Origin of the sequence: Achromobacter veterisilvae (assembly GCF_037619525.1) — a bacterium.
Classification (GTDB): Bacteria; Pseudomonadota; Gammaproteobacteria; order Burkholderiales; family Burkholderiaceae_B; genus Achromobacter; species Achromobacter veterisilvae.
The window spans coordinates 209989-229979 of the sequence record NZ_CP148753.1 but is presented as its reverse complement, the minus strand read 5'-3'; the positions used below and the strand labels follow the sequence as shown (position 1 = coordinate 229979).

Sequence of the window (19991 nt, the reverse complement as noted above, 5' to 3'; positions counted from 1 at the left end):
CTCATTCCAGCCTCCAGCGGTCAATGTTGGCGCGCATGATGTCTGCCACGCGCGCGGTGTGGGCTTTGATATGACGGGTCAGCGTGTCGATACGCTCTGCGGTTACCACCGTCTCCAGCGCGCGTCCTGCGTTCATATGCCGGGCGATCTGGTTGAGGTTGCGGCCTATGGCTAACAGTCGTGAATTCGATTCGCCCAGCGTTCGTAGCTCCGTCATGCCGAACTGTGGTTCGGCGCTGAGATTGGCCCGTATCAGGTGAATCACCCAGCGATTGGTGGACATTCCCTGCTGTAAGGCTAATGCCTCGATGCGGGCATATTCTGTCTCGGTCAGGCGGATTTCCATGCGGCGGCGTGAGGTGTCCGGTTGCTCATGCGCTGATGGTGTGGTCGAAACGTCCGCTGATGCGCCGTTGAGCAGCCGCAAGATGACCTGTCGCAGTGCGTCGCTAGGGTTACTGTCTCGCTGGTTGCAGTACACCTTCCAGCGCTGTTTGAGGTCGCCATTGAGTCGTACGCTGAGCGTGGCTTTGTTGTTCGTCGTCGCGGCATCCTCGTGCGCATACCCAATTGGGACTTGAGGTCTTGCAGTCTCGCTTGACATTCCGTTTTACTGAGTGACGCTGACTCCGATACGCGTGACGCTTCCACAATGGCCGCGTCGCGTTCCCTTCTCGTTGCGACCAGAATGCCGGCTGACGGTACGAAGCCGCCTGAGCGATGGCGGTCAACAAGTCCTTTGAAGTACGCGACCTTCGACGTTCTGATGGTTCCCGGCTTTTTGATTGCGCCTTCCAATTCGTCAAGCAGTGCCTGCGCGTCATTGGCTGGGATGTTGGCAATCAGATTCCGGATCGACAGCCTTTCAGCAGGGACGAGCGAGCTAGGATATTGCAGGCCGTGGTCGGCTCCCGTTGTAGTAGTGTTACCCGGCCGCCTATCCGTGCCCTGTGGATAGGGTATCGCTAGGGTATCTGGATGGCTAACACCTTGATTTATAAGCGCGTTGTTTTGTCTACTCTGAACGGGCGATTGGCTATCGCTAGGGCCTGCATAGGCTGTCGGTACCCTATCGCTAGGGTATGCCAGTGCTATAGCTACCGTATCGCGCAGTGGGTCGTCGGCCGGCAGTCGATTGATGAAATCACCCGCGTAGTCGTTACGCCAGCGTTCGGGAAGGGCGGCGATCTGTTCGAGCGTCTTCTTCCTGAGTGTGGATGCGACAGCCATCTTGGCGGAGTTGTGGTCCCACCAGACCTTGACCCAGACGTGGTTGGCGTCGGCATCGAAATAGATCAGGTCAGCATCAACAAGTCGGCGGATCACGTTCATTAGTTGAGACTCGACATCCCAGCCCATCTCTGAGGCAGCAACGCGAAGGACAATTTCATACGCGCCGATGACGTTGCTGAATGGCGAGGTCAGGAAGTAGAACAGTGCATAGCGGTCTTCAACCGTGCAGCCGGACAGGCGATTTGAGCGCCATATCTGATCGTTGATCGTTCTTTGCCGACTCATGCGCGCGGCCCTCGCGTAGCGGCCTCTGCCGACGTGATTACATCGTTGGTGGGTTGTTCCAGATTCAGTGCTTCCGTGACCTGCAACGTCCGAAAATAGACGCGACGACCGACCCGCAGCATGGCGGGTTTTAGCTTGCGCGAAAAATCGGTATCGGTATAAAGCGCCACGACGGACGCCGTCGGGAGATCGACCGAGCAAAGTAGCAACGTCAACGATGCTCATTAACGGCCCAAACCGTCCCAACAAGTATTCTCCAGTAGTCATTCATATGCCTCACAAGTTCATCGTAGGTAATGCCAGTCTTTACCGTGAGAGCATGAATGTCAAACTTAAGTCATTGATTTAAAAGACCAAAATAGGGTATCAATGAAAGCCAAAATTAGGCATCGCCAAATGCCAAGATATGGCAGATTGGTTTTCTTGCGATGAAGCGATCAAGCAAAATGAATCTGGGAATCAAGGGCTTATGCGCGGTCAGAAAAATGCCCTGATTTTGGCGTTTGAAACGTCGGTGGATAGGTAAAAATTTTGTGGAAAATTACCAACGACGTGAGCATGCTCACGCTGTTGGCACGCATTCGAAGTGCTGACACTAGGATCAGCGAATTACGTATCACGCTATCGTGGAGGGCCAAGTATCATGGGGCATGCATGACAAGTCATTAGGGAGCTATATGGAATCTTGGAATGACGCCCGGTAATGTCCGAGTCCGGCGCTTTCAATTGAATGCCAACGGCCGTGATTTTGCGGTGGGTGACATCCATGGTCATTTTGGTCGGCTTGATGTCTCGCTGGCTGCCGTAAAGTTCTCGCCAGAAAAGGATCGATTGTTTTCCGTAGGGGACCTTGTGGACCGAGGCCCTGACTCGGCCGATGTTCTGAAATGGTTGGAGCGCCCGTGGTTTCACGCGATCTGTGGGAATCACGACCTGATGACGTGGCGACGGGCGATGGGCAATCCGATTCCGAACGTCGATCATCGCGTCCACGGCGGCGGATGATTGGATGCCTGCGTTGGCGATGTTCGTGAACGCATTGTGGCTTGCTTGAGCGCCTTGCCGCTGGCTATCGAGGTGGAAACGCCGAGTGGTGTGGTCGGTATGGTTCACGCCGACTTCCCCTATGACGATTGGCAGGCCATTCATGGCGCTACTTTCAGCCCGGAGGATGAAGATGCCTGCCTATGGTCCGTAGACCGCTATCGAATGCAATATTCCCAGCCTGTCCGCAATGTACGAGCGGTGGTCCATGGACATATGACGCTGCGCAAGCCTGCGCAGCTTGGCAACGTTTACTACATCGATACCGGTGGATGGCAGAATGCGGGGAGGTTTACGTTGCTGGACTTGCATACGCTTAAGTCGTGGCCGCGCTAATTCCATTCTCCTACCTCTGAATACAGGGCGCAGCCTTTAAAGGCCCGACAAACGGGCAGCTCAGAGAAGTGATCTGATAGGGCAAAAGAATAGGTTCATCACCGATTTCCGGGAAAGGCTTCTCACCTGACGTTTTCGAGACTGTGCTGTAGCAGCCAGCCCGAGGACCTGATGATCTTGCGCGCCACTCTGTCCTGTCGCGCGTAGGCGGGGATGACTCGCTCAGGAAGACATACGGCCGAGTTCGGCCAAGAGCGCTCCTTCGCATTTGTCACGGGGCCAAGTATTCGGGTTTTTAAGTTCCCTATATTTTTCCGATTGTCATCTCGAAGTTAACATTTCATTACAGAAGCCAGCTAAGATAGTTCAGCACTTTCTTTGAAATAAGGAATTAGCGTTCCATGATCGAATCATTGAGCATTTCGAAAACTGCTACCTACGGCATCGCACCTCAGGTTCTCGACCGTCTCGCTCGATTCAATTTCATTTTCGGGACTAATGGTGCGGGCAAAACTACTATCACAAGAGTGATCGCCAGTCCGGAGGATCATCCGAGTTGCGCTATTGCGTGGAAGAAAGGGACTCGCTTAGAGCCGATGGTCTACAACCGCGATTTCGTCGATCGCAACTTCAATGCAGCCCCCCGACTCAAGGGAATCTTTACTTTAGGCGAGCAGGATATCGCCAACCTCGATGCAATTGCGGCGAAGAAGACTGAGCTCGATGGCATTGTCCGAAACATTGAGCAATTGACCAACACGCTGCAAGGGCAAGATCAGAAGTCGGGAAAGAAAGGCGAGCTCGCCGAGTTGGAGAGCCATATCAAGGACAAGTGCTGGGAGCAAAAACAGAGGCATGACGAAGCTTTCAGGGACGCATTTACAGGCGCACGCAATAGCTCGGAGCGGTTCAAGGAGCGCGTTCTGACAGAGTTGGTATCGAATAGCGCCGAGTTGAAATCGTTGGACTACCTCAGGGACAAGGCGAAGACAGTGTTTGGGGCAACGCCCGTCATCGAGACGGCCATTCCAGAGCTAGGCTCCGCCGATGTCGTCAGCCATGAGTCGAATCCAATACTCGCAAAGAAGGTGATCGGCAAGGAGGATGTGGACATCGCCGAGTTGATCCAGCGGCTGGGCAACAGCGACTGGGTCAAACAGGGTCAGGCGTTCTACGAGCGGAGCAGGCCTACTTGCCCGTTCTGCCAACAAAAAGTGCAGGAACGTTTCGAGGCCAGCCTGTCGAGCTACTTTGACGAGTCTTTCGCGAAACACACCAAGGCCATCGCCGAGCTGCAAAGCGCATACGCCCGCGACGCCGACGCCCTGCGTGTCAAGTTGAAAGCGGTTGTAGACGGCGGCTCTCGGTTCATGGGCATGGAGGCGTTCGAGGCCGAGCGCTCCGCCATCGAGGCGCGCCTAGCAACCAACGCGCTGTTGCTGGTGAACAAGGCCAAGGAGCCGAGCCTGCCCGTCCACATCGAGCCGATGTCCGAGCTGCTGGCCACCGCCTCCAAGCTAATCGCGAACGCCAACGCGGCCGTGAGAGCTCACAACGAGATCACAAAGAACATAAGCAAAGAGCGAGCGGACTTGACCAAGCAGGTCTGGAAGCACATTTTGGAGGTCGAGCTCAAAACCGAGTTGGCTGCTTACACGGGCAAGCGCAACGGCCTCAACGCGGCCATCGTCAAGCTGGAGAGCCAAATTCAAGAGGCTGTCGCTTTGAGGACGGCTAAGGCGAAGGAGATCAAGGAGTTGGAAAAGGCGGCGACGAGCATCGAGCCGACCATCGAGGGCATCAACGGCTTGCTGAAATCCTTCGGGTTTCGGAATTTCACCATCGCTAAGGCCGACGACGGCCCGTTCTACAAGCTGGTGAGGGCCGATGGGAGCGACGCCAAAGACTCGCTGAGCGAGGGGGAGCGCTCGTTCGTCACCTTCCTCTACTTCTTCCATCTACTCAAAGGTAGCGAGAGCGAGAGCGGCATGACTGCCGACCGCGTGGTGGTGTTCGACGATCCAGTATCGAGTATGGACAGCGACGTCTTGTTCATCGTCAGTAGCCTAATTAAGTCGCTTTTCGAGCCAGTGCGAAAGAATACGGGCGGGATCAAGCAGATTTTCGTGCTGACCCATAATGTCTACTTCCACAAGGAGGTGACCTACACCTCTGACAGAGGCGATGACACCAAGGCCGGAGAGCGCAGCTACTGGGCGGTGCGGAAGGAGCCTAGCGGAACCACAGTCGAGCGCCACGCATCAAATCCAATAAAGACCTCATACGATTTGCTTTGGGAGGAGTTGCGCCGTCCGCAGAAGTCACCGTTGACCGTGCAGAACACCATGCGGCGCATCTTGGAGAACTACTTCAAGATTCTTGGGAGAATAGACTTCGACAAGGTTTGCGACCAGTTCGATGGGCTGCAAAAAGCCAAGTGCCGGTCCCTATTCGCCTGGGTCAACGACGGCTCGCACTTCTCGCACGACGATGCTTTTTACACCTTCGACCAAGCCTCCATTGAAACCTACATGGAAATTTTCAAGCAGATTTTTGAGAAAAGCGGCCAGTTGGCACACTATGACATGATGATGCTCGGATCAAACTAGTTCGGCAGGCCTAGGGCTGCTTTTCCACTGAGACCATAAGAAAGCGCAAGGATTTTTAGAACTTTTTTGCGTATTTGCCTCGATCAGACTGCTTTGGGTCGTTCTACGACCCCCAACCACCCCGCAGATCGGCGTAGAACCAAAGAAAGGCCCTTCACTCATAGGTGAGAAAGGCCTTACGTTTTAGAACTGACTCAGGGTGGTTTATCCGCGCTTGAACAGGCGCTCGTGCATCCATCCATCGTTGGTCAGGATGACAGCCGCCTTACCCTGTATATCTCCCTGAGTCTGTTCCGCAAAATTCTTGTAATTGGCACGCATGCCTTCCGATTCGGCCCAGTCATCTGCGCCCTCTACCTTGTAGCGGTAGTTCACCTGCGACAGCTTTACGCCCATCATGTCGCTGGGTTCAGTGAAGTTGTTCACCTCCACAACGGTGTACTTGCCGGTGCAGAACGCATCCTGCCCTGCCAGCGTGTTGGCACCATTGGCGACGAGGAATTTCTTGCCGGTGTCAGTGACTTGGTACTCGGTGGCCGGCTCCATCTTGTTGCCAAACATGGCTTTGACTTCGGTGTCTCGCTTCGTCAGCAGCCCGGCATCGACCAGCGCGTCGGCGCGCTTCTTGTTCTGACCGCCCAGCATGTCTTCATTCGCCAGGGTGAACGGCAAGCCCTTTGCAGGAATCGCAGCGCATAGGCCCTTCTGAGTGTCCAGGTATGCCTGTATGGCCTTGCTGAAGTTGCTCTTGTTGGCGTCCTTGGCGCTGCCGCACGCGGCAAGGGTAAGAGCAAGGCTGCTGATGGCGACGATCTTGATAGCGGTATGCAAAACTAGCTTCCTCTGTAGGTTAAGACAATCGGTTATTCATTATGGCAACGCGATGGGGCGATTATGCGTTGTTCTCTGCTTGGGGGTCGGCTTCACTTCGGTTCTTAGAAATTGACGACGCGCGCCGCGTAAGGCGGTCCAGCTTCTGCACGAGGTCTTCCGCGCGAAGATGTGTATAGCGCTTGAGCATCTGCATCGACTTATGGCCGCTGATGGCCGACACCTCCTGATCACTCAAGCCTGCTTCCACGAACCGGCTGACGGCCTCGTGCCGCAGGTCGTGAAAGCGGAAGTCTTCAAGGCCCGCTGCTCGCTTGGCATCGGTCCACGCTTTGTCGAAGAGGTAGGGGCGTCGTACGCCATCCCGGCCGGGTTCGCCGAAGAACACCAATTCGGTTTCGGCGGGGCGCAAGGGATTGGCAAGTGCTTCGGTGAAAACGCGCGTCGCCTCGACAGTCAGCGGGACGGTTCGGGGCGAAGAGTTCTTGGTGTGCTCCAGTCGAACGACGCGCCGCTCGATGTCCACTTGCCGAATGCGCAGCGTCGCAATCTCAGACAGCCGCATGCCAGTCTGAATGGCAATACGGACAATCCAGCCGAACATTGGGTTGGAGTGCTTGTCCACGGCTTGTAGCAGGCGGTTCTGTTCTTCCTGGGTCAATCGCCGGTTGCGGCCCGAGCCGGGGGGCGGGCGGCGAATGTTGGACACTGGATTGAAGGGTAGGCCAATGCCCCATTCCTTGATGGCCACGGTGAACAGGTGGCCCAGCAGCGCCAGTTCCAAGCGTACCGTGTTGTTACTGCGGGGCCGTAGCTTGCCATTTTTATCTGGGTCGCCAGTCAGCCGCGCATCTCGAAACTGTGCGACGATCTCCGCGTTCAGGGCAGCCAGGGAGTACTTGCCTAGATGCCGGATGAGCACCTGCGCTTTCTTGTGTTCGCCGGTTTGTGTTGAAGCCCGCTTAGTGGGGGTGACTTCCTTGAGGTAGCGCGTCAGCGCTGCTTCGACCGTCATGCGTTCGGCGGGTGCGCGCTGGATGTAGACGCCGCGTACCATTTCGTCTTCGGTACGGCGCGCCCAGTCTTCGGCGTCCCGCTTGGTGCGGAACGTCTTGGCCGTGGCCGGCCAGCCTGTCTTGCGGATGAGGGCTTTCCAAGTGCCCGAGGAAGTCTTAACAATCGTAGCCATGAGTACTCCGTATGAGGCTAGCGCCGCATCACTGTACCGAAACTGTACCTGACCACAATTTTAGGAAAATCCCCCGGTGCGGGGCTTGTACTGAGAAATCTTCTAATGGCTTGAATTAGCAGAAGATTTTTTGATGGTGCCCGGGGCCGGAATCGAACCGGCACGCCTTGCGGCGGGGGATTTTGAGTCCCCTGCGTCTACCAATTTCACCACCCGGGCAAGGAGGTCGCGGACACGTCCAGGCGACGGTCGCGGGAGAAGCGAAGACGGCGATTATATGCGGTCTGGAGAAAATTGTCAGGCAAGGGGCGGGCCGCCCCTTGCGCGACCCTTGCCCTTACTTCTTCTCCGGCAGGAACCAGTTCATGACCAGCGCGCAGATGCCGCCGGTGGCCACGCCGGATTCCAGCACGTTCTTCACGGCGTGGGGCAGGTGCGAGAGGATTTCCGGCACTTGCGAGACGCCCAGGCCCAGGGCCAGGGAGACGGCGATGATGAGCAGGGCGCGGCGGTCCAACTGGATGCCGGCCAGGATATTGATGCCGGACGCGGCGACCGCGCCGAACATGACCATGGCGGCGCCGCCCAGCACGGGTTCGGGCACGGCCTGCAGGATGCCGGCCACGGCGGGGAACAGGCCCAGCACGATCAGCATGCCGGCGATCCAGACGCCCACGTGGCGGCTGGCGATGCCGGTCAGTTGGATGACGCCGTTGTTCTGCGCGAAGACCGAGCTGGGGAAGGTGTTGAACACGCCGGCCAGCAGGGAGTTGGCGCCGTTGACCAGCACGCCGCCCTTGATGCGCTGCATCCAGAGGGGGCCTTCGACCGGCTCTTTGGAGACCTTGCTGGTGGCCGTGACGTCGCCGATGGCTTCCAGCGAGGTGACCAGGTAGATGATCAGCATGGGCACGAACAGCGACCACGAGAAGCCCAGGCCGAAGTGCAGCGGGGTGGGGATCTGGAACAGGGCGGCTTCGCGGGCGCCGGTGAAGTCCAGGCGGCCCATGTAGGCGGCGGCGATGTAGCCGACGGCCAGGGCGAGGACGAGCGCGGTGCTGCGGACCCAAACGACGGGGACGCGGTTCAGCAGGATGATGGTGCCCAGCACCAGGCCGGACAGGGTCAGGTTCTCGGCGCTGGCGAAGGTGCCGTTGCCCATGGCGCTGTAGCCGCCGCCCATGCTGATGAGGCCGACCTTGATCAGGGTGAGGCCGATGAGCAGCACGACGATGCCGGTGACCAGCGGGGTGATCAGGCGCTTGACGAAGGGCAGGATGCGGCTGATGCCCATCTCGACGAAGGATCCGGCGATGACGACGCCGAAGATCGCGGCCATGACGGCTTCGACCGGCGTGCCCTGCTTGACCATGACCGAGCCGCCGGCGATCAGCGGGCCGACGAAGTTGAAGCTGGTGCCCTGCACGATGAGCAGGCCGGCGCCCAGGGGGCCGAAGCGCTTGCACTGGACATAGGTGGCGATGCCGGAGATGACCAGCGACATGGACACGATCAGCGTGGTGTCGCGGCTGGACACGCCCAGGGCCTGGCAGATGAGCAGGCCGGGGGTCACGATGGGGACCAGGATGGCCAGTAGGTGTTGCAGCGCGGCGATGAAGGCGACCGGGGGCGCCGGGCGGTCGTCGGGGCCGTAGACCAGGTCGTGGCTGGGTTCGTCGGCGTCGGAGGCGCCGTGGGGAGCGGGTTGGGCGAGGGAGGCGGGTTGCATGGCGGATGGCCGGCCAGGTCGGAAAGGAAAGTGCGGGATTTTAGCGGGGAAGGCCCCGCCGCGCCCGGGAGCGCCAGCCGGGGGCTTGAAAACCTCCCATTGGCCCCCACATCAGTAGGGTTTCCCGGAAACCGCGCGGGCGAGACGCCCCGGTGGATGGGATTGTCTTGTCCCTAATTTTTTTCGACCTCTACACATAATCATGAGCCAAACCGCCACGTCTTCCGCGTCCGAAACCCTGGGGTTCCAGGCCGAGGTGAAGCAGTTGCTGCACCTGATGATCCATTCGCTGTACAGCAACAAGGAAATCTTCCTGCGCGAGCTGGTGTCGAACGCATCGGACGCCTGCGACAAGCTGCGCTTCGAGGCCATCGACCGTCCCGAACTGCTGGAAGGCAATGGCGAACTGGCGATCACCGTCAGCTATGACAAGGCCGCCCGCACGATCACGATCTCGGACAACGGCATCGGCCTGTCGCGTGAAGAGGCGGTGGCCAACCTGGGCACCATCGCCCGTTCCGGCACGCGCGAGTTCTTCTCGCAACTGACCGGCGACAAGCAGAAAGATGCGCAACTGATCGGCCAGTTCGGCGTGGGTTTCTATTCCTCGTTCATCGTGGCGGACAAGGTGACGGTGGTGAGCCGCCGCGCCGGCGCCGCCGATGCGATCCAGTGGGAATCGGACGGCCAGGGCGAATTCACGATCGCCGCGGCCGAGAAGGCCTCGCGCGGCACCGACGTGACGCTGCACCTGCGCGCCGACGAAGACGAACTGCTCAACGGCTGGAAGCTGCGCGAGATCCTGCGCCGCTATTCCGACCACATTTCCCTGCCCATCCGCATGGCCAAGGAAGAATGGGACCAGGAAAAGGGCGAGCAGGTCAAGACGGACGAACTGGAAACGGTGAACCAGGCGAACGCGCTGTGGGCCCGCAGCAAGTCCGACGTGACGGAAGAGCAGTACCGCGAGTTCTACAAGACGGTGTCGCACGACTACGACGACCCGCTGGCCTGGACGCACAACCGCGTCGAAGGCCGCAGCGAATACACGCAGTTGCTGTACATCCCCAAGCACGCGCCGATGGACCTGTGGGACCGCGACGGCCGCCGCGGAGTGAAGCTGTACGTGAAGCGCGTCTTCATCATGGACGACGCCGACCAGTTGCTGCCGTCCTATCTGCGTTTCGTGCGCGGTGTGATCGATTCGGCGGACCTGCCGCTGAACGTGTCGCGCGAGATCCTGCAGGAAAGCCGCGACGTGCGCGCGATCCGCGAAGGCTCGGCCAAGCGCATTCTGTCGCTGCTGGAAGACCTGGCCGAGAACAAGAAGGAAGACTACGCCACGTTCTGGTCGGAATTCGGCCAGGTGCTGAAGGAAGGCGCTGGCGAGGATGCGGGCAACCTCGAACGCATCGCCAAGCTGATGCGTTTCGCGTCCACGAATACCGGTGACCAGGCGCAGACCGTGTCCTTCGCCGACTACGTGTCGCGCATGAAGGAAGGCCAGGACAAGATCTACTACGTGACGGCGGACACCTTCGCCGCGGCCAGCAACAGCCCGCACCTGGAGATCTTCCGCAAGAAGGGCATCGAAGTGCTGCTGCTGTCGGACCGCGTGGACGAATGGATGCTGTCCTATCTGCGTGAATTCGACGGCAAGTCGCTGGTGTCGGTGGCCAAGGGCGGCCTGGACCTGGCCGAACTGGCCGACGAGGAAGAAAAGAAGCACCAGGCCGAAGTGGCCGAGGACTTCAAGCCGCTGGTCGAGCGCCTGCAGAAGACGCTGGAAGACCAGGTCAAGGAAGTGCGCGTGACGCTGCGCCTGGTGGATTCGCCGGCTTGCGTGGTGGTGGGGCAGAACGAACTGAGCCCGCACCTGCTGCGCATGCTGAAGGCGGCCGGCCAGGAAGCGCCGAACGTGAAGCCCGTGCTGGAGATCAACCCCGAGCATCCGCTGCTGGCCCGCATCCGCGCGGCCGAGGACGGCGAGTTCGACCAGTGGGCCCGCCTGTTGCTGGACCAGGCCCTGCTCGCCGAAGGCGCGCAGATCGCCGACCCGGCGGCGTTCGTGAAGCGGCTGAACGCGCTGCTGCTGAAGTAAGCGGTTCGTCCGCGCTGCCCGGCCCCGGGGCCGGGGGCGCGGAGGGATCGTACGGTCCGCGCGGTGGACGGCGCGGCCTGCGCGGGGCGCGATGGCGTCATGAAAAAAATGCAAAGGGCGGGGGCGGGCGCAGGCGTTATCCTTCGGGGCAGACGCCTTGTCGGACCAAGCCGAGCCCCCCAATGCCCCACACCTCCATCCCTCTCTCCCAACTCAAGATCGGTTTCATCGGCGCAGGCCGCCTGGGCCGCGCCTTGGCGTGGAGCCTGGATACGGCCGGCTGCCGCGTGCATGCGGTCGCCAGCCGCGGCGCGGAGCGGGCGGCCGAGTTCGCGGCGCCCATCGCGCATTGCGCCCAATACCCGACGCAGCAGCTCGCCGACGAATGCGACCTGGTGTTCATCACCACACCCGATGCGACCATCCAGGCGGTCGCGGACGGGATCCGCTGGCGGGCGGGCCAGGGCGTGGTGCATTGCAGCGGGGCCACGGAAGTGGCGGTGCTGGCCAAGGCCGCGGCCGACGGCGCCATGACCGGCGGGTTCCACCCGATGCAGACGTTCGCCGATCCGGCGGCGGCGGCGCGTTCGCTGCCCGGCTCCACGATCACTATCGAAGCGCAGGGCGAACTCAACGGCATCCTCCTGGCGCTGGTAGAGCGCCTGGGCTGCGCCGCCAACCAGTTGCCTGCGGGCGCGCGGGCCAGGTATCACGCGGCCGCGGGCTATGCCTCGCAGTACATCAATGTGGTGCTGGGCGAGGCGGTGCGCATCTGGCAATCCTGGGGCGCGACCGAGTCGCAGGCCCTGCCGGCGCTCCTGCCCATGGTGCGCGGTACGCTGGCGTCCATCGAAGCCGCCGGGCTGGCCAAAGGCATGCCCGGCCCAGTGTCGCGGGGCGATGTGGGCACCGTCGAGAAGCATCTGGCGGCGCTGGGCGAGCTGGATGACGATACGTTGCGGCTCTATCGCGACCTGTGCCTGCGCAGCGTGTCGCTGGCGTTCGCGGCGGGCGGCATCGATGCCGACAAAGCCGCGCGCATCGAGGGTATCCTGCGCGAAGCCAAGAGCTAGGCGCGGCAGCCTGCCGGCGGATTGCCGGCCAGCCATCGTCGTTTGCCATGCCGACCCGAGAATTTACGATGCCATCGCCGATGGGAATTGCGCGACTATTGCTGCCACGGTAGTGGTCGGCTCGCGTTCGGCAGCGCGCCTCTTCCGCCATAAAAAACCCGCGGGCCACGCGGGGCATGGAGAGAGACATGACACATCGCGTATTCATGGAGGCGCGGCGCCGGGTCGTCCGCGGCCTGGCCCTGTCGCCCTGGGTGGCCGGCTCCCTCGCCGGTTCGCTCGCCGCCGGGGCCGCACGGGCCAGCAGTGGCGGCGCCGGCAACTTCCCTTCCCATCCCCTGACGTTCATCGTGCCCTGGGCCGCGGGCGGCGGCGGCGACATCGTGGTGCGCATGCTGACCACCAAGCTGAGCGACCGGGTGGGCCAGCCCATCGTCGTGGAGAACCGCGGCGGCGCCACGGGCACGATAGGCAGCGCCCAGGCGGCGCGCAGCAAGCCCGATGGCTACACCGTGGTGTACGCCACGGCGGATTCGCATTTCATTTTTCCGCAGATGTACAAGCAGTCTCCCTATGATGCGCTGCGGGACTTTTCTCCGGTGGCGCCCATCGGCTATTTCCAGTTCGGATTGGCCGTGCATCCGTCCATCCCGGCGCGCAATGCACAGGAGTTCCTGGCGCTGGTCCGCAAGTCGCCGCACAAATACACCTACGGCACCTGGGGCGTGGGCAGCACGGCGCAGTTGGTGATGGAGAATTTCAAGGCCGAGCACGGCCTGGACATCCTGCACGTGCCCTACCAGGGCACCGCGCCCGAATTGCTGGGCCTGGCCTCCGGACAGGTCGACGCCGCCATCCTGCCCATGCAGATCACCGACGGCTATGTGAAGGACGGCAAGATCCGCATGCTGGGGCTGGGCTCGCCCGAGCGCTACGCCACCTTGCCCGACCTGCCCACGCTCAGGGAGCAGGGGATGGACCTGGATCTGCGCAGCGCGGTCGGGTTGCTGGGGCCGGCCAACATACCCGCGCCCATCCTGGCGCGCCTGAACGACGAGCTCGGCAATGTGATGCGCGATCCCATCGTCCAGGACAATCTGCGCACCCAGTACATCGTGCCGCAGATCATGAAGACCGACGAGTACCGCGCCTTCCTGCAAAGCGAATACCAGCGGTGGGGAGGCATCGTGCGAAATTCCCGCGTCCAGATCGAGTAGGCCGGCCGTTGCCGTTCGCAGCGATCCCGCCCGCATTCACAGGAGTCCACCCAGCCATGACAGTTCTGCAGCAACCCCTGCCGCTCATCGGCAATCACCTGAACCGTCCTGAATCGGTCATCGCGCTTGCCGACGGGCGGCTGTATGCCTGCGATCGCCTGCGCGGCGTGGTGCGCGCGGACCGGGATCCGGGCGATCAACCGCCGGTGCAATGGCCCGCGGACGAGTTCGTGGCCAATGGCATCGCCTTGCTGGATGACGGCACCTTCCTGATCGCCAACGTCGGTCCGCGCGGCGGCGCCTGGAAGCTGGTGGCGCCGGGCCGGCTGGAACCCTTTCTGACCGAAGCGCAGGGCCTGCCGCGTTCGCCGCTGAACTTTCTGTTCCCGGACGAGCACGGCAATGTCTGGCTGTCGCTGTGCACGCAGTTGGAGCCGCGCAGCCGGGCGTTCCATTCGGAAAACGCCGATGCCACGATAGGCGTGCTGCGCGCCGGCAGCAGCCGGATCGAGATCGTGGCGCGCGGGCTGGGCTTCAGCAACGAGTTGCGCGTGGATCCCTCGGGCCGTTGGCTCTATGTGAACGAAACCATCGCCCGGCGCCTGTCGCGCTTCGAGATCCGACCCGGCCCGAGCCTGGGCAAGCGCGAGCTCGTGTGCGAGTTCGGGCGCGGCACCTGGCCGGACGGGCTGGAATTCGACGAGGAAGGCGGTATCTGGCTGACCAGCGTGGTCAGCAACCGCGTGCTGCAGGTGGACCGGAACGGCCGCTGCGCGGTGCACATCGAAGACTGCGACGACAGCGCCATCGACGCCGCGGAACGGGCATTTGCCGCCAATGCGTTCGGTTTCGAGGAAATCAGCACGGGCAGGCATTACGGCCTGCGCAATCTCTCCAGCATCGCGTTCGGCGGACCGGACCTGCGCACGGCCTACCTGGGCAGCCTGTTCAATACCGGCATTTCGGTGTGGCAGGCGCCCGTGGCCGGGGCGAAGCCCCTGCATTGGAACGTGGGCAGGACGGTGCTCGACTGAGCCGGCCGGCGCGGCCTTCAGGCCGCAGCATTGGCGCGCAGCACCACCGCATCGAGCGCCAGCGCGCCCTGGCCTTCGGCCAAGGCCAGCAGAGGATTGATCTCCACCGAACTGAAGTCCGCGCGCCGCGCGTGGGCGAAGCGCGACAGGGCCGCCAGCGCATCGGCCAGGGCGACGATGTCGCAGGGGGGCGCGCCACGCGCGCCTTGCAGCAACGCATGGCCTTTGATCTCGCGGATCATTTCCAGGGCAACGGCGCGGCCGAAGGGCGCCAGGCGGAAGCTCACGTCCTTCAGCACTTCGACGAAGACGCCGCCCAGCCCGAACATCACCACCGGCCCGAACACGGGGTCGCAGTGCACGCCGGCGATGCATTCCACGCCCTTGGGGGCCATGGGCGCGACCAGCACCCCGTCGATGCGGGCCTCGGGGCGGTGCCGCCGCACGGAGTCCATGATGCCGGCATACGCGGCCCGCAGCGCGTCTTCGCCCGCGATATTGAGTTTGACGCCGCCCACGTCGCTCTTGTGCACGATGTCCGGAGACACCACTTTCATGGCCACCGCGCCGCCCAGCGCGGCCGCGGCGCGCACCGCGGCGTCCTCGTCGGTGGCCAGCGTGCAGGGCGTGGCGGGAAGCCCGGCCTGGCGCAGCAGCTCCATGGCCTGGACCTCGTTGTAGGCCTCCAGCAGGGGCGCGCCGGCGGCAGGCACGGCCTCGGGCATGCCGGCGTCGGCGTCCACGCCGGCATGGTCCGCCAGACTGGCCACCGCGCCTATCGTGCGGATGGCGGCGCTGGGGTCGGGGAACACCAGGCAGCCCTGGCGTTCCAGTTCGCGGCGGCGCGCGGGCGGGAACAGCGCGCTGATGGCCAGCGGCACGCCGGGATGGCGGGCCTGCATTTCCCGCGCGAACGCCTCGAAGGTGGGCCACAAGGCTTCGGACGAACCGGCCGCGGCCAGGAAGACGGCCAGCGCGTCGTAGCGGCCATCGGCCAGGATGTCGTCGGCGGTGGCCAGCAGCAATCCCGGTTCGGAGACGGCCTGGCCGGTGACGTCGACGGGATTGCGTCCGCTGGCGAAGGGCACGCGTTCCAGCAGGCGGGCCTGGGCGGCGGCGGAGGGCTCGGGCAGCGCCAGCGCGGCGTCGTGGGCCTCGTCGGCCATCAAGGCGCCGACGCCGCCGGAGATGGTAAAGATGCCCAGGCGCCTGCCGCCGGGCAGGCGCTTCCAGGTGTCCAGCGCATAGCCCAGGTTGAAGAATTCCTCGATGGTGCGGGCGCGCAGGGCGCCGTACTGGCGGAACAGCGCGTCATAGACGGCATCGTCCCCGGCCAGCGCGGCGGTGTGCGAGGCGGCCGCCTGCGCCCCGGCCTGGGTGCGTCCTATCTTCGTGACCACGACGGGCTTGTCCGCCGCGCGCGCGGCGGCCAGCGCGCGGCGCAGCTTGGGGCCGTTGCGGCAGCCTTCCATGTAGGCCATGATGACGCGAGTGTCGGCGTCATTAGCCAGCCATTCGATGCAGTCCGCGACGTCGATGTCGGCTTCGTTGCCGGTGCTGATCCAGTGCGACAGGCCCAGGCCGCGCTCGCGCGCCATGCTGTAGGCATACGCGCCGAACGCGCCGCTCTGCGACACCATGCCGATGCCGCCTGGAGGCACGATGCCGTTGGCAGGCGCGGGCGAAAAGGTGGCGTAGACCTTGCGGCGCACGTTCATGAAGCCCAGGCAGTTGGGGCCCAGCAGCCGGATGCCGCGCTCGCGGGCGGCGGCGCACAGCCGTTCCTGCTGCGCGGCGCCGGACGCGCCGGTCTCGGAGAAGCCCGAGGTGAAGACCACGGCCGCGCCGATCTGGCCGGGGCGGGCGCGTTCCAGCGCCTGCGCGGCGTGGGCCGCCGGCACGGCCAGGATGGCCAGGTCGATGTCCGCGTCCAGGGCGTCCAGGCCGGACACGGCGGGCAGGCCCTGGATGGCATCCGCGCGCGGGTTGACGGGAACGATGCGGCCCGCGTAGCCGTGCTGGCGCAGCAGCGTGACGGGCATGGCGCCGATCTTGCCCGGCGTGGCGGAGGCGCCCACGATGGCGATGCCTTGCGGATCGAAGAGGCGGGACAGGGAGGAATCGGGAAGCTGGGTCATAGATGGGGCCAGGGGAATTCAGGAATAGCGGACGACGCTGCGGCCGATGCTGCCGCGGTCGAGCATCGCGGCCAGCGCCTGTGGCAGGTCGCGGGGTTCGATGACGCGGGAAACCAGGTCCAGGCGCGCCGGGCGGTACTCGGCGGCGAGTTTGTTCCACACCAGCCGGCGCAGCGGCATGGGGCTGTTGGCGTTGATGCCCAGCAGCTTGACGCCGCGCAGGATGAAAGGAATGACGGAGGACGGCAGTTCGGCGCCGCCCGCGTTGCCGAATGCGGCGGCGACGCCATCCGGACGCAGGCTGGCCAGCGCATGGGCCAGCAGCTTGCCGCCCACCGAATCGACGACGCCGGCCCAACGCGCGCTCATCAGCGGCTTGATACCGGCCGACAGGTCGGGCGGGGCGATCACGTCCTGCGCGCCCAGCGACCGCAGATAGCCTTCGGCTTCCGGCTTGCCGGTCATGGCGCATACGCGATAGCCGCGCTGGCTCAGGATGTCGATGGCGATGCCCGCGACGCCGCCGGTCGCGCCGGTAACCAGCACCTCACCCTGTTCCGGCGTCAGGCCGCAATGTTCCATCCAATGCAGCGACAGCGCGGCGGTATAGCCGGCCGCGCCCAATACCGCCGCATCGCGCAGGCCGATGCCGGCGGGCAGGGGCAGCACCCAGTCGTGGCGGACTCGCGCATATTCCGCGTAGCCGCCATCGCAGTCCACGCCGATGCCGAAGCCGTGCACGACGACTTCCCGGCCGGGCGCCAGCGCCGGATCGGCCGAATGCACCACGGTGCCCGAGAGGTCGATGCCGCCTATGCGCGGGTAGTCGCGGACGATGCCGCCGCGCCCAGCCTGGGCCAGCGCATCCTTGTAATTGAGGCCGGCGTAGGCCACCTTGATGAGGGTGTCGCCGGCGGAAAGCTGGTCCGCGGACAGGCTCTCGAACCGGCCTTGCGGGGGCGCGTCCGCCGCGCCGGCATGCAGGCGGTAGGCCTGGAAAGTCGGGTTTTCCATCGTGGTCTCCTTGGGACTCAGGCGCGGGCCAGCAGCCGCCGGGCCAGCGTGGCGCGGTGCAGTTCGTTGGCGCCGTCGTAGATTCGGAAGGGGCGCATTTCCTGCCAGACCATGGCCACGGGCGTATCGTCGGACAGCCCCGACGCGCCCATCATCTGCACCGCCCGGTCCGCGACGCGGTTCACGGCCTCGGAAACGAAGACCTTGGTCATGGCGCTGTGCCGCTTCACCGGCAGCCCGTCGTCCATGCGGCCGGCGCAGTCCAGCGTCATGAGGCGGCTGGCGTGCAGGTCGATGTGGGAATCGGCCACCATCGCCTGAATCTGCTGCAGGTCGGCCAGCCGCGAGCCGAAGGAGTCGCGCCCGACGACATAGGCCTGCGCCGTTTCCAGCGCGCGCCGGGCGCGGCCGATGTAGCGCATGCAATGGGACAGCCGGGCGGGCTCCAGCCGTAGCTGCGCGTATTCCAGGCCCCGGCCGGGCTCGCCCAGCACGGCGTCGTCTCCAACTTCGCAGCCGGACAGCAGGATCTCGGCGTGGCCGCCGATCTGGTAGCCCGTGACCATGCCGATATCGCGCACGACGCGGTAGCCCGGCGTGTCCGCCGGCACCAGGAACAGGGTGGCGCCTTCTTCCGCCCGCGCCAGCACCAGCGCGAAATCCGCGCCCACGCCGCCGCTGATGAACTGCTTGTGCCCGTTCAGCACCCATCGGCCTTCGCGGCGCTCGGCGCGCGTTTGCAGCATGGACGGATCGGAGCCGGCGCCGGGCGCGGGCTCGGTCATGGCGAAGCAGGCGCGCCGTTCGCCGCGCGTCAACGGCGCCAGGAAGCGTTCCTGCTGGGCGGGACTGGCCAGGCGCAGCAGCGTCAGCATGTTGGGCTGGTCGGGGGCGGCGCAGTTCAGCGCGGCCGGGCCCAGGAAGCCGCGCCCGGCCTCTTCCAGCACCTGGGCCAGGGCGCGCCAGCCCAGGCCCAGCCCGCCCCATTGCGGAGGCAACTGCGGCGCGTACAGGCCGGCTTCGCGGGCCTGTGCGCGCAGGCCCGCCACGCAGCGGTCCAGCGCGGCCACGTCGCGCGCGATGGCGGGCGATTCGGCGGGTATCGCGACCTCCTCCACGAAGCGGCGCACGCGTTCGCAGAGTTCCCGCACGCCGCCGGTGTTTTCTTGCTCGGGATGCATGGGTTATTCCTCGATCTTCACGCCGGCCTGCCGCACCACGGCGCGCCAGCGGCCGGTTTCGTCGGCGATGTGCCGGCCGAAAGCCTCGGGCGTGCCGCCCGTGGGCTGCATGCCCAGGCCGGCGAAATAGCCGCGCACCTCGGGATCGGCCAACACGGCGTTGATCTGGCGGTTCAACTGCGCGATGACGTCCTTGGGGGTGCCGGCCGGCGCCATGACGCCCCACCAGGACGACGCCGCCAGCGGCACGCCCAGTTCGGCCAGCGTGGGAACGTCGGGCAGATCGGGGTTGCGCTTGTCCGCCGCGATGGCCACGGGCCTGAGGCGGCCGGCCTTGACCTGCGCATACACCGGCGGCAGGTTGTCGAAGCTCATCTGCACCTGGCCGCCCACCAGCGCGGTGGCGGCTTCGCTGCTGCCCTTGTAGGGAATGTGCCGCAGCGCGATGCCGGTCTGGTGCGAGAACTGTTCGCCCGCCAGGTGCGGAATGCTGCCCGTGCCCGCCGTGGCGAACGTCAGGCCCTGCTGCTGCGCGGCCGCGCGCTTCAGGTCGTCCAGGCTGCGCCAGGGGCTGGCGGCCGGCAACAGCAGATAGACCGGCACGTCCGTGGCCCACACGACCGGCGCCAGGTCGCGGCTCACGTCGTAGGGCAGCTTGGCGTACAGCACGCTGTTGGTCGCCAGGTTGGCGGTGCCCATCAGCAGGGTGTAGCCGTCGGGGACGGCCGCCGCGACATAGGCGGTGCCGATCTGGGTGGCGCCGCCTGGCTTGTTCTCCACCACCACGGGCTGGCCCAGCAGCGGCGCCAGCTTGCGGGCGATCATGCGCGCCGCGGTGTCGGTGCCGCCGCCGGCCGCGTAGGGCACGATCAGGCGGATGGGTTTGTCGGGGTACGCGGCGGCGGCCGCGCCGCCCGCCCCGATGAGGGCGACCGCGCACAGGGCGCGCGCCGTCCGGATGAAGGAATGCATGGCTG

The 19991-nt window shown here is 64.0% G+C and carries 17 protein-coding genes and 1 tRNA gene; 7 read left to right on the top strand and 11 right to left on the bottom strand.

From position 1 onward, the window contains the following. Position 1: 1 nt before the first annotated feature. Genes WHX56_RS01000 through WHX56_RS00990 form a run of 3 tightly spaced genes read right to left on the bottom strand, consistent with a single transcriptional unit; the run spans position 2 to position 1733 of the window. Positions 2 to 346, bottom strand: coding sequence for a plasmid mobilization protein (locus WHX56_RS01000; protein ID WP_338880025.1), 345 nt, complete (start codon positions 344 to 346; stop codon positions 2 to 4). After that, positions 331 to 1518: a hypothetical protein gene (locus WHX56_RS00995; RefSeq protein ID WP_338880024.1), complete on the bottom strand. Its 1188-nt coding sequence runs from the start codon at positions 1516 to 1518 to the stop codon at positions 331 to 333. Before WHX56_RS00995 ends, WHX56_RS01000 begins: the two co-directional genes overlap by 16 nt. Further along, positions 1515 to 1733, bottom strand: a complete 219-nt coding sequence (locus tag WHX56_RS00990) for a hypothetical protein (RefSeq protein ID WP_338880023.1) — start codon at positions 1731 to 1733, stop codon at positions 1515 to 1517. Before WHX56_RS00990 ends, WHX56_RS00995 begins: the two co-directional genes overlap by 4 nt. A 475-nt stretch (positions 1734 to 2208) precedes the next feature. On the opposite strand from WHX56_RS00990, the gene WHX56_RS00985 reads away from it, so the two are divergent. The 3 genes from WHX56_RS00985 to WHX56_RS00975 all read left to right on the top strand — a co-directional run bounded on the left by WHX56_RS00985 (position 2209) and on the right by WHX56_RS00975 (position 5507). After that, entirely contained in the window at positions 2209 to 2523 is a 315-nt protein-coding gene (locus WHX56_RS00985) for a metallophosphoesterase (RefSeq protein ID WP_338880022.1), read from the top strand. 36 nt (positions 2524 to 2559) lie between these two features. Continuing rightward, complete coding sequence (locus tag WHX56_RS00980; protein ID WP_338881730.1) at positions 2560 to 2898, top strand: serine/threonine protein phosphatase; 339 nt, start codon at positions 2560 to 2562, stop codon at positions 2896 to 2898. A 401-nt stretch (positions 2899 to 3299) separates the two neighbouring features. Then, positions 3300 to 5507: an AAA family ATPase gene (locus WHX56_RS00975; RefSeq protein WP_338880021.1), complete on the top strand. Its 2208-nt coding sequence runs from the start codon at positions 3300 to 3302 to the stop codon at positions 5505 to 5507. A 204-nt stretch (positions 5508 to 5711) separates the two neighbouring features. Here WHX56_RS00975 and WHX56_RS00970 read toward each other — a convergent pair whose 3' ends face one another. The 4 genes from WHX56_RS00970 to WHX56_RS00955 form a co-directional block, all read right to left on the bottom strand. Then, positions 5712 to 6338, bottom strand: coding sequence for a hypothetical protein (locus tag WHX56_RS00970; RefSeq protein WP_338880020.1), 627 nt, complete (start codon positions 6336 to 6338; stop codon positions 5712 to 5714). A gap of 61 nt (positions 6339 to 6399) precedes the next feature. After that, a complete protein-coding gene (locus WHX56_RS00965) occupies positions 6400 to 7527 on the bottom strand; it encodes a site-specific integrase (RefSeq protein WP_338880019.1) in 1128 nt (375 codons plus the stop codon). 134 nt (positions 7528 to 7661) lie between these two features. Then, positions 7662 to 7746, bottom strand: a tRNA-Leu gene (locus WHX56_RS00960). Between the two features lie 118 nt (positions 7747 to 7864). Further along, positions 7865 to 9256: a uracil-xanthine permease family protein gene (locus tag WHX56_RS00955; protein ID WP_338880018.1), complete on the bottom strand. Its 1392-nt coding sequence runs from the start codon at positions 9254 to 9256 to the stop codon at positions 7865 to 7867. Between the two features lie 202 nt (positions 9257 to 9458). On the opposite strand from WHX56_RS00955, the gene htpG reads away from it, so the two are divergent. The 4 genes from htpG (at position 9459) to WHX56_RS00935 (ending at position 14681) form a co-directional block, all read left to right on the top strand. Further along, positions 9459 to 11357, top strand: coding sequence for a molecular chaperone HtpG (gene htpG, locus WHX56_RS00950; protein ID WP_129240177.1), 1899 nt, complete (start codon positions 9459 to 9461; stop codon positions 11355 to 11357). Positions 11358 to 11539: 182 nt separating this feature from the next. Next, positions 11540 to 12430, top strand: a complete 891-nt coding sequence (locus tag WHX56_RS00945; RefSeq protein ID WP_338880017.1) for a Rossmann-like and DUF2520 domain-containing protein — start codon at positions 11540 to 11542, stop codon at positions 12428 to 12430. Positions 12431 to 12618: 188 nt separating this feature from the next. Continuing rightward, complete coding sequence (locus WHX56_RS00940) at positions 12619 to 13647, top strand: tripartite tricarboxylate transporter substrate binding protein (protein WP_338880016.1); 1029 nt, start codon at positions 12619 to 12621, stop codon at positions 13645 to 13647. Positions 13648 to 13703: 56 nt separating this feature from the next. Then, positions 13704 to 14681: an SMP-30/gluconolactonase/LRE family protein gene (locus WHX56_RS00935; RefSeq protein WP_338880015.1), complete on the top strand. Its 978-nt coding sequence runs from the start codon at positions 13704 to 13706 to the stop codon at positions 14679 to 14681. Between the two features lie 17 nt (positions 14682 to 14698). Here WHX56_RS00935 and WHX56_RS00930 read toward each other — a convergent pair whose 3' ends face one another. From WHX56_RS00930 to WHX56_RS00915, 4 genes are read right to left on the bottom strand one after another with little or no spacing between them, the layout of a single operon-like run. Beyond that, complete coding sequence (locus WHX56_RS00930; RefSeq protein WP_338880014.1) at positions 14699 to 16819, bottom strand: acetate--CoA ligase family protein; 2121 nt, start codon at positions 16817 to 16819, stop codon at positions 14699 to 14701. Positions 16820 to 16837: 18 nt separating this feature from the next. Next, a complete protein-coding gene (locus WHX56_RS00925) occupies positions 16838 to 17833 on the bottom strand; it encodes an acryloyl-CoA reductase (RefSeq protein ID WP_338880013.1) in 996 nt (331 codons plus the stop codon). 17 nt (positions 17834 to 17850) lie between these two features. After that, a complete protein-coding gene (locus WHX56_RS00920; RefSeq protein ID WP_338880012.1) occupies positions 17851 to 19014 on the bottom strand; it encodes an acyl-CoA dehydrogenase family protein in 1164 nt (387 codons plus the stop codon). Between the two features lie 3 nt (positions 19015 to 19017). Continuing rightward, on the bottom strand, positions 19018 to 19986 hold the full coding sequence (locus tag WHX56_RS00915) for a tripartite tricarboxylate transporter substrate binding protein (RefSeq protein ID WP_338880011.1): 969 nt from the start codon (positions 19984 to 19986) through the stop codon (positions 19018 to 19020). Between the last annotated feature and the right edge of the window lie 5 nt (positions 19987 to 19991).

Coding starts and splice junctions, on each gene's coding strand:
- WHX56_RS01000 (WP_338880025.1), bottom strand. CDS start 346: ATGGAAATCCGCCTGACCGAGACAGAATATGCCCGCATCGAGGCATTA.
- WHX56_RS00995 (WP_338880024.1), bottom strand. CDS start 1,518: ATGAGTCGGCAAAGAACGATCAACGATCAGATATGGCGCTCAAATCGC.
- WHX56_RS00985 (WP_338880022.1), top strand. CDS start 2,209: ATGACGCCCGGTAATGTCCGAGTCCGGCGCTTTCAATTGAATGCCAAC.
- WHX56_RS00975 (WP_338880021.1), top strand. CDS start 3,300: ATGATCGAATCATTGAGCATTTCGAAAACTGCTACCTACGGCATCGCA.
- WHX56_RS00965 (WP_338880019.1), bottom strand. CDS start 7,527: ATGGCTACGATTGTTAAGACTTCCTCGGGCACTTGGAAAGCCCTCATC.
- WHX56_RS00955 (WP_338880018.1), bottom strand. CDS start 9,256: ATGCAACCCGCCTCCCTCGCCCAACCCGCTCCCCACGGCGCCTCCGAC.
- htpG (WP_129240177.1), top strand. CDS start 9,459: ATGAGCCAAACCGCCACGTCTTCCGCGTCCGAAACCCTGGGGTTCCAG.
- WHX56_RS00945 (WP_338880017.1), top strand. CDS start 11,540: ATGCCCCACACCTCCATCCCTCTCTCCCAACTCAAGATCGGTTTCATC.
- WHX56_RS00940 (WP_338880016.1), top strand. CDS start 12,619: ATGACACATCGCGTATTCATGGAGGCGCGGCGCCGGGTCGTCCGCGGC.
- WHX56_RS00935 (WP_338880015.1), top strand. CDS start 13,704: ATGACAGTTCTGCAGCAACCCCTGCCGCTCATCGGCAATCACCTGAAC.
- WHX56_RS00930 (WP_338880014.1), bottom strand. CDS start 16,819: ATGACCCAGCTTCCCGATTCCTCCCTGTCCCGCCTCTTCGATCCGCAA.
- WHX56_RS00925 (WP_338880013.1), bottom strand. CDS start 17,833: ATGGAAAACCCGACTTTCCAGGCCTACCGCCTGCATGCCGGCGCGGCG.
- WHX56_RS00920 (WP_338880012.1), bottom strand. CDS start 19,014: ATGCATCCCGAGCAAGAAAACACCGGCGGCGTGCGGGAACTCTGCGAA.
- WHX56_RS00915 (WP_338880011.1), bottom strand. CDS start 19,986: ATGCATTCCTTCATCCGGACGGCGCGCGCCCTGTGCGCGGTCGCCCTC.